The sequence below is a fragment of the Ruminococcus difficilis genome (assembly GCF_016680995.1).
On record NZ_JAEQMG010000100.1, the window covers coordinates 1 to 18,717 of the forward strand.

Consider the following 18,717-nt stretch of genomic DNA (forward strand, 5'->3'; position numbering starts at 1 on the left):
GAGGGTTCGACCGCGGTATATGACGACATTCGCTTCAAAGAAAACTACTTTGACAGTCTCGCTCTGCGCGGCGACCCGAACGGCTTCTCTCACAAGCCTTCACGGACGCCGGAGCTGACCAATACGGGAAGCTATGAAAAATGCTGGCGCTTGATTGACGGAGCGTGGTGGATGTATAAAAGCGGGAATCAAAATGAGTATTTTTCGGAGCTGTTTATATGCAGACTCGGTGAAAAGCTGGGCTTTGATATGGCTCACTATGAGATGGACGACGGATATATCCGCTCAAAGAACTTCACGGACGGAACGTCATATAACTTCGAGCCGATGTCTTCACTTGTCGGTGAGGATGACGATTACAGCGTTTGCTTTGACGCGATCTATGCCATTTCGCCTGAGCTCTCCGAGCAGTATCTCAAAATCATCTGGCTTGACAGCTTGTGCTATAACATGGATCGGCATACGGAAAATTTCGGATTCCTGCGCGACGTTTACACGGGAGAGATCATCTCGATGGCGCCGAACTATGACAACAATATCGCGCTCATATCCCGCGGATACCCGAACAGCACTAACCGCGAGCACGACGGAATCATCCGCTTTTTCCGTGATTTCATCCAAAGCAATCCGACAGCCAATGCTATGCTAAAAAGCATAGAGCTGCCGGAGATCACGGAAGAAATGCTTGATGAGTGTCTTGACGAAATACCGTTTGAGGCTGACCGTGACTTCATAAAGTCCTTCATTCTGAACGGACAGAGCGTCCTTCGGGATATCCTGTCTGAAGAAGTCTCCGAGGATGAGTCGGAGGACGCTACCTTCGGTTTGACACTGTAGGATGGAATATTTATATAATTTGATATACGGACGCTGCTGAAAATGCGGCGTCTTTTTACTTTATAGGAAATAGCGTTATTTTAACCCCGCCGTTGATGAAGGTTTCCGAACGAATATTTTTACCAAAGGCGGGACTGAGTGGAGCTTTTAGTTAAAGCAAAATACAATATCTTTATTAGCGGAGGAACAGGCTCAGGTAAAACCACTTTTTTGAATGCGCTATCAAATTTTATACCCAAGGATGAGCGTATTATAACGATTGAAGACTCAGCTGAATTGCAAATAAAAAATATAGATAATTTGGTAAGCTTAGAGACAAGGAATGCTAACTTATCTAACCCTTCACTGATGAAAGAGCAAGTAGTCGAGTTTATGAAATATCGGGCTCCTATTGAACTCACAACATCTTTAATAGAGAGATTAAAAAAAGATTCATCTGTAACTGAAGCTATTGAATCAAGTGAAAACGAAGATTTGGTAGAAGATAAAAAGGAATACTACGAAGCAGAAGGAGAATTATTAGAAGTTGATATTGATGTAACATCAATAAACCAAAAACTAATGGCAGTTTTCAGAGTTGAAAAAGTAAAGGACTACACGGTAATGAGCAATCACCATTGCGGACGGAAAGTTCACGCTGACGCAGGGAGACACGACGCTCGGAACCTTTATCTCGGATTCGCAGGGAAGAATCACGATCCTCTACGATTTCGACAGGAATACGGATTACACGCTGACCGAGACCGAACCGCCGGGAGGATATATCGGACTTCCCAATCCCGCGGTATTTTCCATCGGCGACGACGGCACCGTTACCATCAGCGGCAACGAACCGCAGTGGGAGGAAGGACGGAAATCCGAGATACCGGGGGACAGTATCGTCGCCTATATCGACGTATTCAACAAGCCGTATACCCTGCAGGCGATCAAGGTCGACAGCGTGACGGGCGAAGCTCTGGAAGGCGCTCACTTTGCGCTGTACCGGAGCGTAGGCGGTATCGACGGCGCGGTCAAGGACCTTTATCCGATCACGGGATACGAAGACCTCGTCAGCGACGCAAACGGCGTTATCCCGAAGATCGACAACACGCTTGCGCCGGGCAAATATTATCTGACCGAGACTTCTCCGCCGGCAGACCACGACGCGCACGAGGAGGACATCGTTTTCACGGTATACGCGAACGGCGTGATCAGTATTGACAGCGCGGGACACAGCGGCTACCTGACCGTTGAGGGAACGACCGAATGTCATTATATCCTGCGGGTTCCGAACACGCCGAACCGACCGATAGAGCTGACGATCACGAAAACCGTCACAGGCTCCTTTGGAGACAAGACAAAGGACTTCACGTTCCGTCTGAACGTAGAGGGCGCGGAAGCGACGGATGAATATAGCTGGAGCAAAAACGGCGTACCGCAGGCAAATCCGCTGCACAGCAACGCGACGTTTACGCTGCGGCACGGGGACACTGTCAAAATCATGCTTCCCGTCCACACTGACATCACGATCAGTGAGAACAACCTGGATTACTCAACGAGGTTCCGGTTTAACGATACCCCTGCAAGCGCAGGTAACACCAAGACGTTCCGCCTTATCGAGGATTCAACACTTGCAGTGACCAATCATTTAGACGCGGTGATACCGACAGGCGTATTTTACGCAGAGGTCGGAATCGCAATGATGATTTTTGCGGCAATTTGTCTGCTTGCAATTCCGATTATTCTCAAACGCGCGCACAAAACAAAGGACTGACGGCAACAAGGTGCTGTCAGCCCTCCTTTCAAGAGGTTTTGCAGATGAAAGAAAACAAAGCAAAAAAAATAATTCTCCTCTCGCTTGCCCTGATTTGCATTGCGGTGCTGGTTTATTCTCTCTATCAGGGACTGATCATCTACATTCCCCAGAAGCAGGAACAGAACCGTTTCAGCGAGCTGCAGCACATCGTTGAGCAGGAGAACAAAGAAGAGAGCAACCGCACAAAACCGACAGGAGAGGAGCAGAGCCGCAAAGATGACACGGAGGAAAGCGACAGCCAAAGTCCCTCACGGCAGGCCGAAGCGGATGAAGATCACTTGCAGTATTCTGAAATCACGGTCATCAACAGTGATTTCAGAGGATGGCTGAAAATCCCGGACACGCTCATTGATTACCCCGTTGTAAAGGCTTCCGAAACCGATCCTGAATACTATCTTCACCGCGATTTTGACAGGAACTACTCCTTTTCGGGAACGCCGTTCATCGGCGCCGGCGCGGACGAAAGCTCAGACGCGTTCGTTATCTATGCCCACAAGATGAGAAACGATACGATGTTCGGCACGCTTGACTATTATGCCGATACGGAATGGGCAAAGCAGCACCGTGACATTGAATTTGACGCTCCGGAGGAACACCGCGTCTATCGCGTCTTTGCCGCCGTACAGACCAAGGTGGGCGGTGAAAACGAGCTGAAGTACTACGAAAAAACAGGCAAGCTCAGCGATAAGGAATACACCGCGTTCGTAAAGGAGCTGAGCGAAGCCTCGGTGATTGAGATCGACGATCGCCCGACGGATAAACAGCAGCTTCTTCTGCTGTCCACCTGCAGCTACCACACCGAGGACGGACGTTTTGTCGTCGCGGCGTATCGCATCTAAGTCTTGACCTATATTTCTACAGAAGAAAATAACCCCCTGAACCAGTGTTCAGGGGGTTGCTCATTATCAAATTAATCCATCAGATGATGTGACCCTTTGCGCGGATGACGTCGATAACCTGATCGACGTACTTCTCACATTCCGCGTCGGAGCCTGCCTCAACCATCACACGGATAACAGGCTCGGTGCCGGATTCTCTGAGGAGGATTCTGCCATCGCTGCCGAGAGCGGCTTCCACATCGGAAACAGCCTTCTGCACGTCGGGATCATTCTTCGCCTCGGGTTTGGATTTTACCTTGACGTTCTTAAGCACCTGCGGATACTTCACCATGGGAGCGGCACGCTCGCTGATGGGCTTTTCCTTCGCCAGCATGACCTCCATGATCTTGAGGGAGGTCAGGATGCCGTCGCCGGTTGTCGCGTACTTCGAGAAGATGATGTGACCGGATTCCTCACCGCCGATGCGGTTGCCGGTCTTGATCATGTTTTCATAAACATATTTGTCGCCGACATTGGTCTTGTCGTACTCGATACCTACCTTGTCAAGCGCCTTGAAGAAGCCGAAGTTGCTCATGATCGTCGCAACGACCTTGTTGTTCAGGAGCTTTCCTCTTTCCTTCATGTAAACGCCGTACATATAGATGATGTGGTCGCCGGTGATCACGTTGCCCTTTTCGTCAACGGCAAGACAGCGGTCAGCGTCGCCGTCATAGGCAAAGCCGATGTCGAGACCGTTGTCAACAACGAACTTCTGCAGATGCTCAATGTGAGTGGAGCCGCAGTCGGTGTTGATATTGAAGCCGTCGGGAGAGTCGTTTATGACATAGGTTTTTGCGCCGAGCGCGTCAAAAACGCCCTTCGCGATCTGCCAAGCCGCGCCGTTGGCGACGTCCAGACCGACCTTGACGCCCTTGAAGCTGTATTTGCTCATGGAGATGAGGTAGCCGATATAGCGGTTGCGGCCTGCGACATAGTCAACGGTTCTGCCGATACCGTCTCTTTCCGCAACGGGGATCTCCAGCTTGCCGTCAATGTAATCCTCGACCTTGAGCAGGGTTTCCTCTTCCATCTTTTCGCCCTTGCTGTTGAGCAGCTTGATGCCGTTGTCGTAGTAGGGGTTATGGGAAGCGGAAATCATGATGCCGCAGTCAAAGTCGTCGATGCGGGTGATATAAGCGACGGAGGGAGTGGTGGTAACGTGCATGATGTAAGCGTCAGCGCCGCTAGCCATCAGACCGGTGCAGAGAGCGTACTCAAACATATAGGAAGAACGGCGGGTGTCCTTGCCGATAACGACCTTCGCCTTCTTTCCCATGTTGGTGCCGTAGTACCAGCCGAGAAAACGTCCGATTTTTACCGCGTGCTCAAAGGTGAGGTTCTTGTTAGCCTCTCCTCTGAAGCCGTCGGTGCCGAAATACTTGCCCATCAGTCAGCCTTCCTTTCGATGATCGCGCCGCTGTTCTTGAAGATGCAATTCTCGGGAATCACACCGCGCACGCAGGAGGTGGGATAAACGCTCGCGTGCCTGCCGATAACGGTACCGGGGTTGCACACCGCGTTGCAGCCGACCTCTACGTAGTCGCCCAGCATAGCGCCGAATTTTTTGATGCCTGTCTCAATCGACTCGGTGCCGTTGTGAACCACAACGAGCTTCTTGTCGGATTTGACGTTGGATGTAATGGAGCCTGCGCCCATGTGGGAGAAGTAGCCCAGAATGGAGTCGCCGACGTAGTTGTAGTGCGGAGTCTGCACATGGTCGAACAGGATGACGTTCTTAAGCTCCACGGAGTTGCCGACGACGCAGTTTGCGCCGACGAGCGCCGAGCCTCTGATGAACGCGCCGTGTCTGACCTCGGTCTCGGGACCGATGATGCAGGGAGCGCCGAGATAAGCGGAGGGGAATACGGTCGCAGTCTTGTGAACCCAGACATTCTCCGCGACCTCCTTATAGTCGTCGCCGAGAGTGGGGCCGAGGGCAAGGATCATATCCTTGATGCCCTTGAGAGCCTCCCAGGGGTAGGTGAACTGCAGAAGGTAGTCCTTCGCAAGCGTATGGTCAAGATCATAAAGGTCTTTGATGGTGTACATTAAAGTCTCTCCTTCTTTTCAATGTCAAGGAAATATTTGTAGGTGTCAACGGTCAGCTCACCGCAGGCAGCCTCGTCGCAGGCGATGATAGCGCCGTTATGCATCTGCAGAGCGGAGCAGGTCCATTTGTGGCTGACGGAACCCTCTACGGTTTCCGCAAGCGCTCTTGCCTTGTTGTGGCCGTTGATCAGAATCAGAACTTCCTTGGAATCCGTAACGGTGCCGACACCGACGGAGAGAGCCTGAGCAGGAACCGCCTCGGGATCGTTGCCGAAGAAGCGGGAGTTTACGATTCGGGTGTCGGTGGTGAGGTTTCTCACGCCGGTGCGGGAGCTGAGGCTGGTGAAGGGCTCGTTGAACGCGATGTGGCCGTCAACGCCGATGCCGCCCATGAAGAGGTCGATGCCGCCGTAGGAAGCGATTTTCTCCTCATATCTCTTGCACTCACCCTCGGGATCGTCGGTCATACCGTTGAGGATGTTGATGTTCTCCTTCTTCATATCAACGAGGTGATCAAAGAAGTTGTCGTGCATGAAGTACCAGTAGCTCTGATCGTGCTCGTGGGGCAGTCCGAGATATTCGTCCATGTTGAAGGTGACGACATTCGCGAAGGAAAGCTCGCCTGCCTGATTCATGGTGTAAAGCTCCTTGTAAACGCCGATGGGGGAGGAGCCTGTGGGGAGACCGAGAACGAAGGGACGGTCCTCCTTGTGGTTCTTGATTTTAGCGGCGATATACTGAGCCGCCCACTTGCACATTTTATCGTAATTATCCTGAATAACAACTCTCATAATTATATACTCCTTTGGCTAAAGCCATATGACATTTTTTTGATTTTGAAGGCGTCGAGAGAACCTCTGTTGCGGTGTTGATTCCGTTTTTTCCTTTCTCTCTGTCGACCCGCCGAAGCATCACGATAAATGACAGGCTAACAATGCATTTATGGTGTGCAGAGCCGTGGCAGCATCCGCCGAATCTTTCGATAACTGCCAGACCTCGTCAACCCTTTCGGGTCCCGGCGCTAATAGTTCCCGTTGTCCTCCTTCCGTGAGAGACTATTTTAATCTTTCCGACATCGCAGGGAAGCGTGTCATGTCAGTGTTTTACGGAAGACAGCCATGATTTTTCCAAAACACTATCTCAGCATAAAACACTAAAATTCTAACACATGGAGTGGTAAAAGTCAAGTAAATATTCACTTTGAACACAACTGTCAGGGTGACAGAAGAAAACCGCGCAGAAACACTCAAAATCAAGCATTTCTGCGCGGTTCTTTCTATTTCTTGTGACAGGGATACGGACAATTTTCGCATCCGCAGGAGCAGCCCTTTCCCTTGCGCCTGCGAAGGATGATCCAAACGACCGCCGCGGCAGCCGCAACAGCGAGAACGGCGACGACGATGATATCGGCAGTATTCATATGATACAACCTCTCCTAAACGCCGCAGAGCATACAAATCAGGTGGATGACGGAGGTGGCGACATAAGCGATGACGCATTGCCAGACGACCATACCTGCCGCCCATTTTCTGCCAAGCTCCCGTCTGACGGAGGCGATTGCCGCGACGCAGGGGGTATAGAGCAGGCTGAACACCAGCAGAGAAACCGCGGAAAGAGTCGGGAGGGCGCTTTCGATGCCGCCGCCGTAGAGGATTTTCAGCGTTGAAACGACACTTTCCTTTGCCATCACGCCGCTGATGAGCGAGGTGATGATGCGCCAGTCGCCCAGCCCCAGCGGAGTGAACACGGGAGCGATAAAGCCCGCAATCTGCGCGAGGATGCTGTCCTGTGAGTTTTCGACGAGGTTGAACTGCCAGTTGAAGTTCTGCAGGAACCAGACAATAATCGTTGAGATAAAGATAACGGTGAACGCGCGCTGCAGAAAGTCCTTTGCTTTGTCCCACAGCAGCCGAACGACGTTCATGAACCCGGGCAGGCGGTAGTTCGGCAGCTCCATGACGAACGGAACCGCTTCACCGCGGAAGAGCGTCTTTTTATAGAAAAGGGCGATCAGAATACCGATCACGATGCCCAGCGCATACAGACCCGTGATGACCGGCCAGCTGACCTCACGGAAGAAGATGTTGACGAAAAAGGCGTAAATCGGCAGTTTTGCGGTACAGCTCATAAACGGCGTGAGCAGAATGGTCATCCTGCGGTCGCGCTGACTCGGGAGCGTCCGCGTCGCCATGACGGCGGGAACGGTGCAGCCGAAGCCGATCAGCATCGGCACGATACTTCTGCCCGACAGACCGATTTTTCGCAGCAGCTTATCCATGAAAAACGCCACACGCGCGAGATAGCCGCTGTCCTCCAGAATCGACAGGAACAGGAACAGCGTCACGATAACGGGCAGAAAGCTCAGCACGCTGCCGATGCCTGTCAGGACGCCGTCGGTGATCAGTCCTGTGAGGATCGGGTTGACATTCGCGTTTTCCAGTGCGCCGCGCGTCAGATTCGTCAGATTTTCAATTCCCAGCTCCATCAGGTTCTGCAGATTGCCGCCGATCACGTTGAAGGTCAGCCAAAATATCGTGAACATGATCAGAATAAACATCGGGATCGCGGTGAATTTGCCTGTCAGCAGCTTGTCGATATTCGCGCTGCGGCGATGCTCGCGGCTTTCCTTCGGCTTGACGACGGTCTGCTTGCAGATGCGGTGGATATAGGAAAAGCGCATGTCGGCGATTGCCGCGTTGCGGTCGAGCTGCAGCTCCTTTTCCATCTGACGGATGACGTGCTCGAGCATTTCCAGCTCGCTTTCCTCGAGCTGCAATTTATCAATAACGAGCTTATCGCCCTCGACGACCTTGCTTGCGGCGAAGTGAAGCGGAATCTGAGCCGCCTTTGCCTTGTCCTCAATCAGGTGCCGCACCGCGTGCAGACAGCGGTGCACCGCGCCGCCCTTTTCGTCGGCGGAGCAGAAGTCCTGCCGCTGCGGCTTTTCCTGATAGTGGGCGATATGGATGGCGTGCTTGACCAGCTCGTCAACGCCCTGGTTTTTGGCGGCGGAAATCGGCACGACGGGCACGCCGAGCATCGCTTCCAGCGTATTGATATCGACCGAGCCGCCGTTTGCGGTCAGCTCGTCCATGATATTGAGCGCCACCACCATCGGAATATCCATCTCCAGCAGCTGCATGGTGAGGTAGAGGTTGCGCTCGATGTTCGTCGCGTCGACGATATTGATGATCGCCCTCGGCTTTTCGTCAAGCACAAAGCTGCGGGAGACGATCTCCTCACTGGTGTAGGGCGACATGGAATAGATGCCGGGCAGGTCGGTGATGAGCGTGTTTTTGTATCCCTTGATGACGCCGTCCTTGCGGTCGACCGTCACGCCGGGAAAGTTGCCGACGTGCTGATTGGCGCCCGTCAGCTGATTGAACAGCGTTGTTTTGCCGCAGTTCTGATTTCCGACCAGCGCGTAGGTGAGCGTCGCGTCGTCAGGTAAGGGATTGCCGCTGCCCTTGGGGTGGAACTTGCCGTCCTCACCCAAGCCGGGATGATGACTGCGGCTTTTTTTCTGCGGAGGTTCCTGCGGCTGTTCCGCCAGCGGTCTGATCTCGATTTTTTCCGCGTCGGCAAGACGCAGCGACAGCTCATAGCCGTGAAGCGTCAGCTGCATCGGGTCGCCCATCGGCGCCAGCTTGACGAGTGTGACCCGCGTGCCGGGAATCACGCCCATATCGAGAAAATGCTGCCGCAGCCTGCCCTCGCCTCCGACGGAGGTGATGACGGCGGATTGACCGATTTTCATTTCTTTGAGTTGCATGGATATCGCGTCCTTGTTTGGTTAGTCTAAACTAATTATAGCAGAAAAATCCGTGGTTGTCCATATCAAAAAGTATGCAGGGGAGAGTGATTGTTTGCACACCCGAACCCGTTTATTGTTTATTATTCTGAATTGGAAAAATAACTTGATTTTTGTGACGTTTGCGGCACTTTGTATCTTTGAAGCGGAACGAATTGAACACGAATCACAAAAAGAACGGCTGCCCCTGTTGAATTTCTCGCTTTATTGTGGTAAAATAAACTGATAATGTTTATGATAAAGAAGACAAAGTCATAAAGCATTTCATATGATACAGAATCATCATTCCAGCATATCGGAGGTGAGATATTTGCAGGACATGATCAAACGGATTGTCGAGGCCGACAATCAGGCGAAGGCTTTGGAGGAGGCGAATCAAAAAGCCGCCGAAAAAGAGAAGCAGAAGATTGAGGAGGAGGCAGCGGCAATATACCAAAAATACATGGACGAAGCAAAGGCGGAAATCGGCAAAAACGCCGCCTATCTGGAAAAGCGTTTTTCGCGGAAGCTGACCGATGTATCCGCGAAGCAGGAATCGCTGCTGATCAAGCTGAAATCCGATTATGAGCAGAACCGCGACCGATGGGTCGACGAGATCGTTGACCGCGTGGTTGGCTGAACAGGGAGGTGATTAAAATGTCCACTACGTCTTATGCCGTTTTGGCGAAAGCAAGGGCAAAGTACGGACGCTTTCTGACCGACCGCGATTACGCGAGCCTGATAGCGTGTCAGAGCGTCGCCGAGGTGATGGTGTACCTGAAATCACACACGCATTTTGCCTCGGTGCTCTCCGAGGTCAATGAGCGCGACGTGCACAGAGGCAGGCTCGAAATGCTGCTGCGGCAGTACCTGTTCAATGAGTTCGACACCCTGTGCCGCTACGATTCCAGTGTGAGCGTAGGCTTTTCGCGCTATGTTGTCGAAAAGACGGAGGTTGAGCAGATCATCCGCTTTCTGGTGCTGCTGAACTCACATTCCACCGAGAAGTTTATCTTCCAGTTTCCTGCCTTTCTGTCGAAGCACACCGAGCTTGACGTCAACAAGATGGCGAACGCCCGCGACTACGAGGAGTTTCTCAGCACGCTCTCACGCACGCCGTACCACGAGATACTCAAAATCTACAGGCCGGACGAAAAGGGACGGCTGCCGGTCTCCGAGATGGAGAACAAGCTCTACGACCATATCATGAAGCACATGCTCGAGTATATCAACAAGAAAACGAAGGGCGCGGAGCGGCAGGAGCTGATGACGATGTTCAGGACGATCAACGATTACAGTATTTTTTCAAGGATTCTGAGATTGAAAAAGTATTATAATCTGCCGCCCGAGATCATCAAAACCAACATGTCGCCCGAATACTGCAGTCTCAGCCCCAAGCTGATCGCGCGGATGTGTGAAGCGGAATCCTCCGCGGAGGTGTTCCGGATCATGCAGAGCACAGGCTGCGGCAGGATGATCGGCAAGATCGGCTATACCTACGCGAGCGACATCAGTCCGCGGGTACAGTTCCGGCTTGCGAAAAAGAACATCCATTTTTCCAACAATCCTTCGGTTGTGATGATGGCGTTCATGTTTCTGTCCGAGATCGAGCTGATGAATGTCATCTGCCTGATCGAGGGCATCCGCTATCAGCTCGACCCAAAGATCATACAGTCATTGATAATCCGATGACCGCACAATAAAGAGGTGATTTGAATTTGGCAGTATCATCAATGCAGGCCGTGAACGTGATCGGTTTGATGGAATATATCGACGAGGTCATCACGGTACTTGGTGAGTCAGGTGTATTTCATCCCGACGAGGTCAGCAACTTCTATACCGACCTCCAGGAATTTACGCACCTGCAGACAAAAAACAGCTATGCCGAGCCTCTGACGAATCTCAAAGCGGCGCTTAACCAGACCAAACGGAGATTTCCGCTGACGGATGTGAGCGATTTCAGCCCGACCTTCGAGGAGCTGGACAGCTTCTCCAAGGAGACCACAGCGGATATCGACGCGCTGATCGACGAAAGGGAGTCAGCTGCCGCGAGGTGCAGGGAGGCAAAGCACAATCTCAGCACCGCAGAGCACTTTGCGGGACTGGATGTGCAGATTCAAGAGGTTCTCAAAATGAAGTACATGAAGGCGCACTTCGGCAGACTGCCGAAGGACAGCGTGCAGAAGCTGGAGGCGTACAAGGACAACGAGTACGTGGACTTCGCCGTATGTACCGAGGACAAGACGCATTGCTGGGGCGTGTATTTCGCGCCCGCGGAGCAGGCTGAGGAGATCGACAAAATCTTTGAAGGTCTGTATTTTGAGCCTACCGATCTGGTAGGCGAGAACGAAACCCCGAGCGAAAAGATCGAGGGCTACAAAAAGGAGATACCGCTTCTGGAGAAGAAGACGAAGGAAGCGCAGAAAAAGCTCGACCGCTATCTCAGCGAGAACGCGGAGCGCATCACGCGCTATCTCTCCAAGCTCGAGGAGCTGTATCTTTATGCGAGCATCCGCAACAAAGCGCTGCAGCACAACAACAGCTTCATCATCGTCGGCTGGATTCCCACCGAGAACATGAAGCAGATGAAAAAGCGCCTGAAGAAGATCAAGAGCGTGGAGCTTGATTTCTCCGACGCGAAAAACGAGATGGACAAGCGTCCGCCCGTCAAGCTCAAAAACTCCTTCCTTGCGAAGCCGTTTGAGTTCTACACCGAGATGTACGGCGTGCCGAAGTACAACGAGATCGACCCCACGCTGTTCATCGCGATCACATACGTCGTTATCTTCGGCATCATGTTCGCCGATCTGGGACAGGGCTTTTGCCTTGCGATAGCCGGCATGCTGATGTGGAAACTCAAAAAAATGCCCATCGGCAAGATCCTGTTCCCGTGCGGCATTTCGTCCATGGTGTTCGGCACGCTCTTCGGCAGCGTGTTCGGCTTTGAGCATCTGCTCGACCCGATGTTCCGCCTGTTCGGCTTTGAGGAAAAGCCGTTCGAGGTCATGGCGTCGCAGAACACCAACCTGATCATCCTCGGCGCGATCGGAATCGGCGTGTTCCTGCTGATCGTGGCGATGTTCCTCAATGTCTACACCTCCTTCCGTCAGAAGAATTTCGGAAGGGCGCTGTTCAGCACAAGCGGCATTGCGGGAATCATCTTCTACTGTTCGCTCGTATTCGGACTGACTGCGGAGATATTCCTCGGCATGCACGTCATGACGCTGCCGTATATCCTCGGACTTGTCGTCTTGCCGTTCCTGCTGATCTTCTTCGCGGAGCCGCTGGGAGATTTGGTCAACGGCGAAAAGGATTGGCAGCCCGAAAGCTGGGGCGGCTATATCGTCGAGAACCTGTTTGAGTCCATCGAGGTGCTGCTCGGCTACGTCACCAACACCATGAGCTTTCTGCGTGTCGGTGCGTTCGTACTCGTTCACGCGGGCATGATGCTCGTCGTGTTCGTGCTTGCGGAGACCGTCGGAGGCGCGGGCTACTGGATCATCGTCGTTATCGGCAACGCGCTCGTCATGGTGCTCGAGGCGCTGCTTGTGGCGATACAGGTGCTGAGGCTGGAATACTATGAGATGTTCAGCCGCTTCTATTCGGGTGAGGGCAGACCGTTTGAACCCGTCAAAATCAATGTAGAATAATCTTTGGAGGTTTTTATTATGTCAGTTTTTGATTTCTTATTCATGGCTTTACCCGTTGTATTTCTGATCGCGTCCGTACTCATTGCCGTCAAGGCGGTTTCCCGCGGCAAGAGCAGAAAGAGAACCCTGATGATGCAGCTCGCGTCCTTCGCGGCGGTATTCGCGATCTGCATGGTATGTCCGTTTGTCGCGAGCGCGGCTTCGGAGACGGTTGAGGTTGCCCAGCAGGGCTCGTTCGGCATGGCGTATATCGGCGCGGCAGCCGCGACAGGACTTTCCTGCATCGGCGGCGGTATCGCGGTCGGCAACGCGGCTCCCGCGGCGATCGGCGCGACCAGCGAGGATCCAAAGGCGTTCGGTAAGGCTATCATCTTTGTTGCACTCGGCGAAGGTATCGCGCTCTACGGCATGCTGATTTCCATTATGATTCTTTCCAAGATTGGCTAAGTGACGGAACATGAAATTTTATTTGATTAGTGATAACGTCGACACCAAAATGGGCATGCGCTTCGCGGGCATTCCGGGAGTCGTGGTGCACGAGGAGGAGGAGGTCAGACGCGAGCTGACGCAGGCGATGGAGCGCGAGGATATCGCGGTCATCCTGATGACGGAAAAGCTCGTATCGCTCTGTCCCGACATCGTCTACGACCTCAAGCTCAACCGCAAGAAGCCGCTCATCGTCGAAATCCCCGACCGTCACGGAAACGGAAGGACAAAAGACAGCATCACCAAGTATGTGCAGGACGCGATCGGTGTGAAGCTGTAACGCGTTATCACGGAAGGAAGGGTACTTATGCCAAAAAATAAAACCGATAACTTTCTGAAGGCGATAAGACGGTATGCCAAGCAGCAGAAAAGCGTGATGAAGGGCGAGGTCAAGCAGCTGAAAACCGAGCGTCTCAAGGAGGCGGAGGAGAAGGCAAAGCGTGACAGCCAGCGGCTGATCAAGGACAAGCTGCAGGAGACACGCACCCGTCAGACCGCGATCCTCGCGAAAAAGACGCAGGACGGACAGAGAAAGCTCTTTATCGCACGTTCCGCGATGGTGGAGGAAGTGTTCAAAAAGGCGGCTGACAAGCTCGTCGAATACGCAAAGAGCGACGCGTATACCTCCAAGCTGACGGACAGCGCGAAGGCGATCGCCGATGTGTTTGACGGCAGGGACTGCGTGCTCTATGTCAACGAGCGCGACCTCGGCGCGGCTGAGGGCATCAAAGCCCTGTTCGGCGGCAGCACGGAGGTCAGGGCGGACAAGACCATCAAAATCGGCGGCATCAGGGGCTATTGCGCGAGCATGGGCATCATCGCCGACGAAACGCTTGACAGCAAGCTGGAAGCACAGCGCGAGTGGTTTGTGGAAAACGCCGCTCTCTCCGTACTTTGAACCTTCTGAACCGAAAGAGATGAATGAATATGAACAATAATGTAATATACGGAATCAACGGTCCTGTTGTCACCGTCAAGGACACGGACAGCTTTGAGATGATGGAAATGGTTCACGTCGGAGAGCAGAATCTTGTCGGCGAGGTCATCGGCATCACCGACAGGCTGACCACGATCCAGGTGTATGAGGAGACGACAGGCCTCAAGCCGGGCGACCCTGTCACGGGCACGGGCGCGCCGATGAACGTCCTGCTCGGACCGGGCATCATCGACAACATTTTCGACGGCATCGAGCGTCCGCTCAAGGCGATCGAGGAGCAGTCGGGCGCGTTCATCAGCAGAGGCGCGTCGGTATCCTCGCTCGACACCGAAAGATACTGGGCAGTCACCATGAAGGTCGCGGTGGGCGACAGGCTCGAGGGCGGTCAGATCTACGCGACGCTTCCCGAAACGCCGATCATCGAGCACAGACTCATGCTGCACCCCGACCTCTCGGGCGTCGTCAGGGAAGTCAAGCCCGACGGCGAATACAAAATATTTGACACTATCGCGGTGATCGAGGACGATTTCGGTGAGCGTCATGAGCTGCAGCTCTGCCAGCAGTGGCCCATCAGAACGGCGCGGCCGGTAAAGCAGAGACTCACGCCCTCCATCCCACTGATCACGGGACAGCGCGTCATGGACACGTTCTTCCCGATCGCGAAGGGCGGCACAGCCGCTATCCCCGGCGGCTTCGGCACGGGCAAAACCATGAACCAGCACCAGCTCGCGAAGTGGTGCGACGCGGATATCATCATCTACGTCGGCTGCGGCGAGCGCGGAAACGAGATGAGCCAGGTGCTCGACGAGTTCTCCGAGCTGATCGACCCTAAGTCCAACCGCCCCATGACGGACAGAACCGTCCTGATTGCGAACACCTCCAACATGCCCGTCGCGGCGCGTGAGGCGTCCATCTACACGGGCATCACTTTGGCGGAATATTACCGCGACATGGGCTATCACGTCGCGATGATGGCGGATTCGACCTCCCGTTGGGCGGAGGCGCTCCGAGAGATCTCGGGACGACTCGAGGAAATGCCTGCGGAGGAGGGCTTCCCCGCGTATCTGCCGTCCCGTCTTGCGGAGTTCTATGAGCGCGGCGGACGTGCCGAGGTGCTCAGCGGCGGCGAGGGCAGCGTCAGCCTGATCGGCGCGGTATCGCCGCAGGGCTCTGACTTTTCCGAGCCTGTCACCCAGAACACCAAGCGCTTCACCCGCGTATTCTGGGCGCTCGATAAGTCGCTCGCCTATGCAAGACACTATCCCGCCATCAACTGGATCAACAGCTACAGCGAGTACTTCAACGACCTCGACCCGTGGTTCAAGAAGAACCTCGGCGAGGAGTTTGTCGAATACCGCAACCGCACCAGCGCGCTGCTCCAGGAGGAAAACTCCCTGATGGAGATCGTCAAGCTGATCGGCTCCGACGTACTTCCCGACAACCAGAAGCTCGTCATCGAGACCGCGAGAGTCATCCGCGTCGGTCTGCTGCAACAGAACGCCTTCCACGCGGAGGACACCTATGTGCCGCTCGAGAAGCAGAAGCTGATGATGAAGGTCATCCTGCATCTCCACGCGAAGGCGAAGGAGGTCGTCGCGCGCGAGATACCCATTTCAAAAGTGATCGAGCTGGGCTTGTTCGACAAGCTCACCAAGATGAAATACGATATACCCAACAACCGCCTTGACATGTTCGACGACTATCTCGCGGAAATCGACGAAAAGCTCGGCGCATTATTACAGTAAGGAGGAAGCGCTTTGATTATTGATTATGTAGGCGTAAAAGAAATCAACGGCTCACTGATTGTAATGGATGGCGTCAAGGGCGTTTCCAATGAAGAGATTGTCGAGATCAAGCTCGAAAACGGCACCGTCCGTCAGGGCAGAGTCGTCCAGATCGAGGGTGAGAGGATCGTGGTGCAGGTCTTTGAGGGAACCAGAAGAATCAGCCTCAAAAACACCCGCACCCGTCTGACGGGACACCCGATGGAAATGCCGCTGTCACCCGAGCTGCTCGGCAGAGTGCTCGACGGCGCGGGCAGACCAAAGGACGGACTCGGCGACATTTTCCCTGTCAAAAAGGCGAACATCAACGGCACGCCGATCAATCCCGTGTCCCGCGTTTACCCGAAGAACTACATCAACACGGGCATCTCCACCATCGATACGCTGATGACGCTGATTCGCGGTCAGAAGCTCCCGATTTTCTCAGGCTCGGGTATGACGCACAACGACCTCGCGGTGCAGATCGTCCGTCAGGCAAAAATCAGCGGCGCCGACAGCAGCAACTTCGGCGTTGTATTCGCGGCGATGGGCGTCCAGAAGGACGTCGCGGAGTACTTCCGCAGGAGCTTTGAGGAAAGCGGCGTATTGTCCCGCGTCGTCATGCTCCTCAACCTCAGCAACGACCCGATCATCGAGCGTACCCTGACGCCGCGCTGCGCGCTGACGATCGCGGAGTACCTCGCGTTTGAGCTGGATATGCATATCCTCGTCATTATGACGGACATGACCTCCTACGCGGAGGCGCTGCGTGAGTTCTCGTCCTCCAAGGGCGAAATCCCCGGCAGAAAGGGCTATCCGGGCTATCTCTATTCCGACCTCGCTTCTCTGTACGAGAGAGCGGGCATGATCAAGGGGCATCCCGGCTCTGTCACGCAGATCCCGATTCTCACCATGCCCAACGACGATATCACCCACCCGATTCCCGACCTGACGGGCTACATCACCGAAGGTCAGATCGTACTCGACAGAGTCCTGCAGGGTCAGGGCTTCTATCCGCCCGTCAGCGTCCTGCCGTCGCTGTCCCGACTGATGAAGGACGGCATCGGCGAAGGCTACACCCGTGCCGATCATCAGGCGCTCGCCAATCAGCTCTTCGCGTCCTACGCGAGAGTTATCGACGCGAGAGCGCTCGCGTCGGTCATCGGTGAGGAGGAGCTGTCTCCGATCGACAAGAAGTACATCGAGTTCGGCAGACTGTTTGAGAACAAATTCGTCAATCAGGGCTTCACCGAAAACAGAAGCATTGAACAGAGTCTTGACCTCGGCTGGGAGCTGCTCTCCACGCTGCCGAGAGCTGAGCTTGACCGAGTGGATGACGCAGTGCTAGACATTTACTATAAGGGATAAGAGGGTGTCATAATGGCTGTACAGGCAGTACCCACCAAGGGTAATCTGATGAATACCAAAAAGTCTCTCGCGCTTGCCAAAAACGGCTATGAATTGCTCGACAGAAAGCGCAACATCCTGATTCGTGAGATGATGACGCTGATCGACCATGCCAACACGATTCAGGAACAGATAGACGGCGCGTATGCGGAGGCGTATATCGCGCTCCAGACCGCCAACATCACCAACGGCTTCTGCGAGGATATCTCGAAGGCGGTACCCATCGAGGACGGCTTGAAGCTCGATTCCCGCAGCGTCATGGGTGTGGAGATCCCGATTCTCACGATGGACGAGAGAGAGCACTATGATTATCTTCACTACGGCACCAGAACGACCAATTCCGCTGTCGACAAGGTCTTTATCCTGTTCACGAGGGTAAAGGAGCTGACCGTCGAGCTTGCGGAGATAGAGAACAGCGTTTACCGCCTTGCGGATTCCATCAAGAAAACGCAGAAGCGCGCGAACGCGCTGAAAAATATCATGATCCCGCGCTTTGAGGAAACCGTGAAATTCATCACCGACGCGCTCGACGAAAAGGACAGAGAGGAGTTCAGCCGCTTGAAGGTTATCAAGCGCAAAAAGCTCAGAGAAAGTGCCGATCAAAAATAACGATATCAAAAAAGGAGCTTCATCGCGAAGCTCCTTTTTTACATTATGAAAGCAGTTGTTTGATTCTCTCCACAGCCTCTGCGGTTTTCTCGCGGGAGTTGAAGGAGGTCAGGCGGAAATAGCCCTTGCCGTTCTCGCCGAAGCCCTCACCGGGCGTGCCGACGACGGCGGCGTTTTCAAGCAGATAGTCGAAGAATTCCCAGCTGCCCATTTTGTTCGGGCATTCCAGCCAGATGTAGGGAGAATTTTTGCCGCCCGTATAGTAGATGCCTAGCGCGTCGAGCGCGTCGGCAATGATTTTTGCGTTTTGTTTGTAGTATTCGAGGTTGTTCTGAATCTGCATCAAGCCCTCGTTGCTGAAAACAGCCGCGGCGGCGCATTGTACAGGCCACGAAACGCCGTTGAACTTCGTCGCCTGACGGCGGTACCAGAGCGCGTGGAGGTTGTGACCGTCGCGTTCCAGCTCCTTCGGAATCACCGTGTAGCCGCATCGCGTGCCCGTGAAGCCTGCCGTTA

General features: G+C 53.8%; 18 protein-coding genes and 1 pseudogene. 13 read left to right on the top strand and 6 right to left on the bottom strand.

What is annotated here, in order from left to right; genetic code table 11:
• From JKK62_RS09835 to JKK62_RS09855, 4 genes and pseudogenes are all read left to right on the top strand, one after another.
• Positions 1 to 837 (top strand): HipA domain-containing protein (locus JKK62_RS09835; RefSeq protein ID WP_366503304.1); only part of this gene is annotated, 837 nt, incomplete at its 5' end.
• Positions 838 to 975: 138 nt separating this feature from the next.
• Positions 976 to 1,170, top strand: a pseudogene (locus tag JKK62_RS09840) (ATPase, T2SS/T4P/T4SS family); the annotation flags it as partial.
• Positions 1,171 to 1,453: 283 nt separating this feature from the next.
• On the top strand, positions 1,454 to 2,590 hold the full coding sequence (locus JKK62_RS09850) for a SpaA isopeptide-forming pilin-related protein (protein WP_436286310.1): 1,137 nt from the start codon (positions 1,454 to 1,456) through the stop codon (positions 2,588 to 2,590).
• Between the two features lie 44 nt (positions 2,591 to 2,634).
• Positions 2,635 to 3,471: a class B sortase gene (locus JKK62_RS09855; RefSeq protein WP_201427745.1), complete on the top strand. Its 837-nt coding sequence runs from the start codon at positions 2,635 to 2,637 to the stop codon at positions 3,469 to 3,471.
• A gap of 79 nt (positions 3,472 to 3,550) precedes the next feature.
• On the opposite strand, the gene glmM is transcribed toward JKK62_RS09855, so the two are convergent.
• From glmM to feoB, 5 genes are all read right to left on the bottom strand, one after another.
• The gene (glmM, locus tag JKK62_RS09860; protein ID WP_201427746.1) at positions 3,551 to 4,897 is read right to left on the bottom strand and encodes a phosphoglucosamine mutase; all 1,347 of its coding nucleotides are present in this window, start codon (positions 4,895 to 4,897) and stop codon (positions 3,551 to 3,553) included.
• Positions 4,897 to 5,559: an LbetaH domain-containing protein gene (locus tag JKK62_RS09865; protein WP_201427747.1), complete on the bottom strand. Its 663-nt coding sequence runs from the start codon at positions 5,557 to 5,559 to the stop codon at positions 4,897 to 4,899. The genes glmM and JKK62_RS09865 overlap by 1 nt, the downstream gene beginning before the upstream one ends.
• Positions 5,559 to 6,350, bottom strand: a complete 792-nt coding sequence (nagB, locus tag JKK62_RS09870) for a glucosamine-6-phosphate deaminase (protein ID WP_092970033.1) — start codon at positions 6,348 to 6,350, stop codon at positions 5,559 to 5,561. The genes JKK62_RS09865 and nagB overlap by 1 nt, the downstream gene beginning before the upstream one ends.
• Before the next feature lie 485 nt (positions 6,351 to 6,835).
• Positions 6,836 to 6,979, bottom strand: a complete 144-nt coding sequence (locus JKK62_RS09875) for a FeoB-associated Cys-rich membrane protein (protein ID WP_201427748.1) — start codon at positions 6,977 to 6,979, stop codon at positions 6,836 to 6,838.
• A gap of 15 nt (positions 6,980 to 6,994) precedes the next feature.
• Positions 6,995 to 9,331: a ferrous iron transport protein B gene (gene feoB, locus JKK62_RS09880; RefSeq protein ID WP_201427749.1), complete on the bottom strand. Its 2,337-nt coding sequence runs from the start codon at positions 9,329 to 9,331 to the stop codon at positions 6,995 to 6,997.
• A gap of 358 nt (positions 9,332 to 9,689) precedes the next feature.
• Between feoB and JKK62_RS09885 the strand changes: the two genes are divergently transcribed.
• Genes JKK62_RS09885 through JKK62_RS09925 form a run of 9 tightly spaced genes read left to right on the top strand, consistent with a single transcriptional unit; the run spans position 9,690 to position 18,201 of the window.
• Positions 9,690 to 9,989 carry a hypothetical protein gene (locus tag JKK62_RS09885; protein ID WP_201427750.1) on the top strand — a complete coding sequence of 100 codons (300 nt, stop codon included), beginning with the start codon at positions 9,690 to 9,692 and terminating at the stop codon, positions 9,987 to 9,989.
• A 17-nt stretch (positions 9,990 to 10,006) separates the two neighbouring features.
• Positions 10,007 to 11,041 carry a V0D/AC39 family V-type ATPase subunit gene (locus JKK62_RS09890; RefSeq protein ID WP_201427751.1) on the top strand — a complete coding sequence of 345 codons (1,035 nt, stop codon included), beginning with the start codon at positions 10,007 to 10,009 and terminating at the stop codon, positions 11,039 to 11,041.
• Positions 11,042 to 11,067: 26 nt separating this feature from the next.
• The gene (locus JKK62_RS09895; protein ID WP_201427752.1) at positions 11,068 to 12,999 is read left to right on the top strand and encodes a V-type ATP synthase subunit I; all 1,932 of its coding nucleotides are present in this window, start codon (positions 11,068 to 11,070) and stop codon (positions 12,997 to 12,999) included.
• A gap of 18 nt (positions 13,000 to 13,017) precedes the next feature.
• A complete protein-coding gene (locus JKK62_RS09900; protein ID WP_092970021.1) occupies positions 13,018 to 13,446 on the top strand; it encodes an ATP synthase subunit C in 429 nt (142 codons plus the stop codon).
• A gap of 10 nt (positions 13,447 to 13,456) precedes the next feature.
• Complete coding sequence (locus JKK62_RS09905; RefSeq protein WP_092970019.1) at positions 13,457 to 13,765, top strand: V-type ATP synthase subunit F; 309 nt, start codon at positions 13,457 to 13,459, stop codon at positions 13,763 to 13,765.
• A gap of 27 nt (positions 13,766 to 13,792) precedes the next feature.
• Positions 13,793 to 14,383, top strand: a complete 591-nt coding sequence (locus tag JKK62_RS09910) for a V-type ATP synthase subunit E (RefSeq protein ID WP_201427753.1) — start codon at positions 13,793 to 13,795, stop codon at positions 14,381 to 14,383.
• Positions 14,384 to 14,412: 29 nt separating this feature from the next.
• Positions 14,413 to 16,167 carry a V-type ATP synthase subunit A gene (locus tag JKK62_RS09915; RefSeq protein WP_201427754.1) on the top strand — a complete coding sequence of 585 codons (1,755 nt, stop codon included), beginning with the start codon at positions 14,413 to 14,415 and terminating at the stop codon, positions 16,165 to 16,167.
• Between the two features lie 12 nt (positions 16,168 to 16,179).
• A complete protein-coding gene (locus JKK62_RS09920; protein WP_092970013.1) occupies positions 16,180 to 17,553 on the top strand; it encodes a V-type ATP synthase subunit B in 1,374 nt (457 codons plus the stop codon).
• Positions 17,554 to 17,565: 12 nt separating this feature from the next.
• Positions 17,566 to 18,201: a V-type ATP synthase subunit D gene (locus tag JKK62_RS09925; RefSeq protein ID WP_201427755.1), complete on the top strand. Its 636-nt coding sequence runs from the start codon at positions 17,566 to 17,568 to the stop codon at positions 18,199 to 18,201.
• Between the two features lie 43 nt (positions 18,202 to 18,244).
• On the opposite strand, the gene JKK62_RS09930 is transcribed toward JKK62_RS09925, so the two are convergent.
• A partial coding sequence (locus JKK62_RS09930) for an aminotransferase class I/II-fold pyridoxal phosphate-dependent enzyme (RefSeq protein WP_201427756.1) occupies positions 18,245 to 18,717 on the bottom strand: 473 nt, incomplete at its 5' end.

What these genes read in the sequence shown, in the direction of transcription:
- JKK62_RS09855 (WP_201427745.1), top strand. Translation starts at nt 2,635, where the DNA reads ATGAAAGAAAACAAAGCAAAAAAAATAATTCTCCTCTCGCTTGCCCTG.
- glmM (WP_201427746.1), bottom strand. Translation starts at nt 4,897, where the DNA reads ATGGGCAAGTATTTCGGCACCGACGGCTTCAGAGGAGAGGCTAACAAG.
- JKK62_RS09865 (WP_201427747.1), bottom strand. Translation starts at nt 5,559, where the DNA reads ATGTACACCATCAAAGACCTTTATGATCTTGACCATACGCTTGCGAAG.
- nagB (WP_092970033.1), bottom strand. Translation starts at nt 6,350, where the DNA reads ATGAGAGTTGTTATTCAGGATAATTACGATAAAATGTGCAAGTGGGCG.
- JKK62_RS09875 (WP_201427748.1), bottom strand. Translation starts at nt 6,979, where the DNA reads ATGAATACTGCCGATATCATCGTCGTCGCCGTTCTCGCTGTTGCGGCT.
- feoB (WP_201427749.1), bottom strand. Translation starts at nt 9,331, where the DNA reads ATGCAACTCAAAGAAATGAAAATCGGTCAATCCGCCGTCATCACCTCC.
- JKK62_RS09885 (WP_201427750.1), top strand. Translation starts at nt 9,690, where the DNA reads ATGATCAAACGGATTGTCGAGGCCGACAATCAGGCGAAGGCTTTGGAG.
- JKK62_RS09890 (WP_201427751.1), top strand. Translation starts at nt 10,007, where the DNA reads ATGTCCACTACGTCTTATGCCGTTTTGGCGAAAGCAAGGGCAAAGTAC.
- JKK62_RS09900 (WP_092970021.1), top strand. Translation starts at nt 13,018, where the DNA reads ATGTCAGTTTTTGATTTCTTATTCATGGCTTTACCCGTTGTATTTCTG.
- JKK62_RS09905 (WP_092970019.1), top strand. Translation starts at nt 13,457, where the DNA reads ATGAAATTTTATTTGATTAGTGATAACGTCGACACCAAAATGGGCATG.
- JKK62_RS09910 (WP_201427753.1), top strand. Translation starts at nt 13,793, where the DNA reads ATGCCAAAAAATAAAACCGATAACTTTCTGAAGGCGATAAGACGGTAT.
- JKK62_RS09915 (WP_201427754.1), top strand. Translation starts at nt 14,413, where the DNA reads ATGAACAATAATGTAATATACGGAATCAACGGTCCTGTTGTCACCGTC.
- JKK62_RS09925 (WP_201427755.1), top strand. Translation starts at nt 17,566, where the DNA reads ATGGCTGTACAGGCAGTACCCACCAAGGGTAATCTGATGAATACCAAA.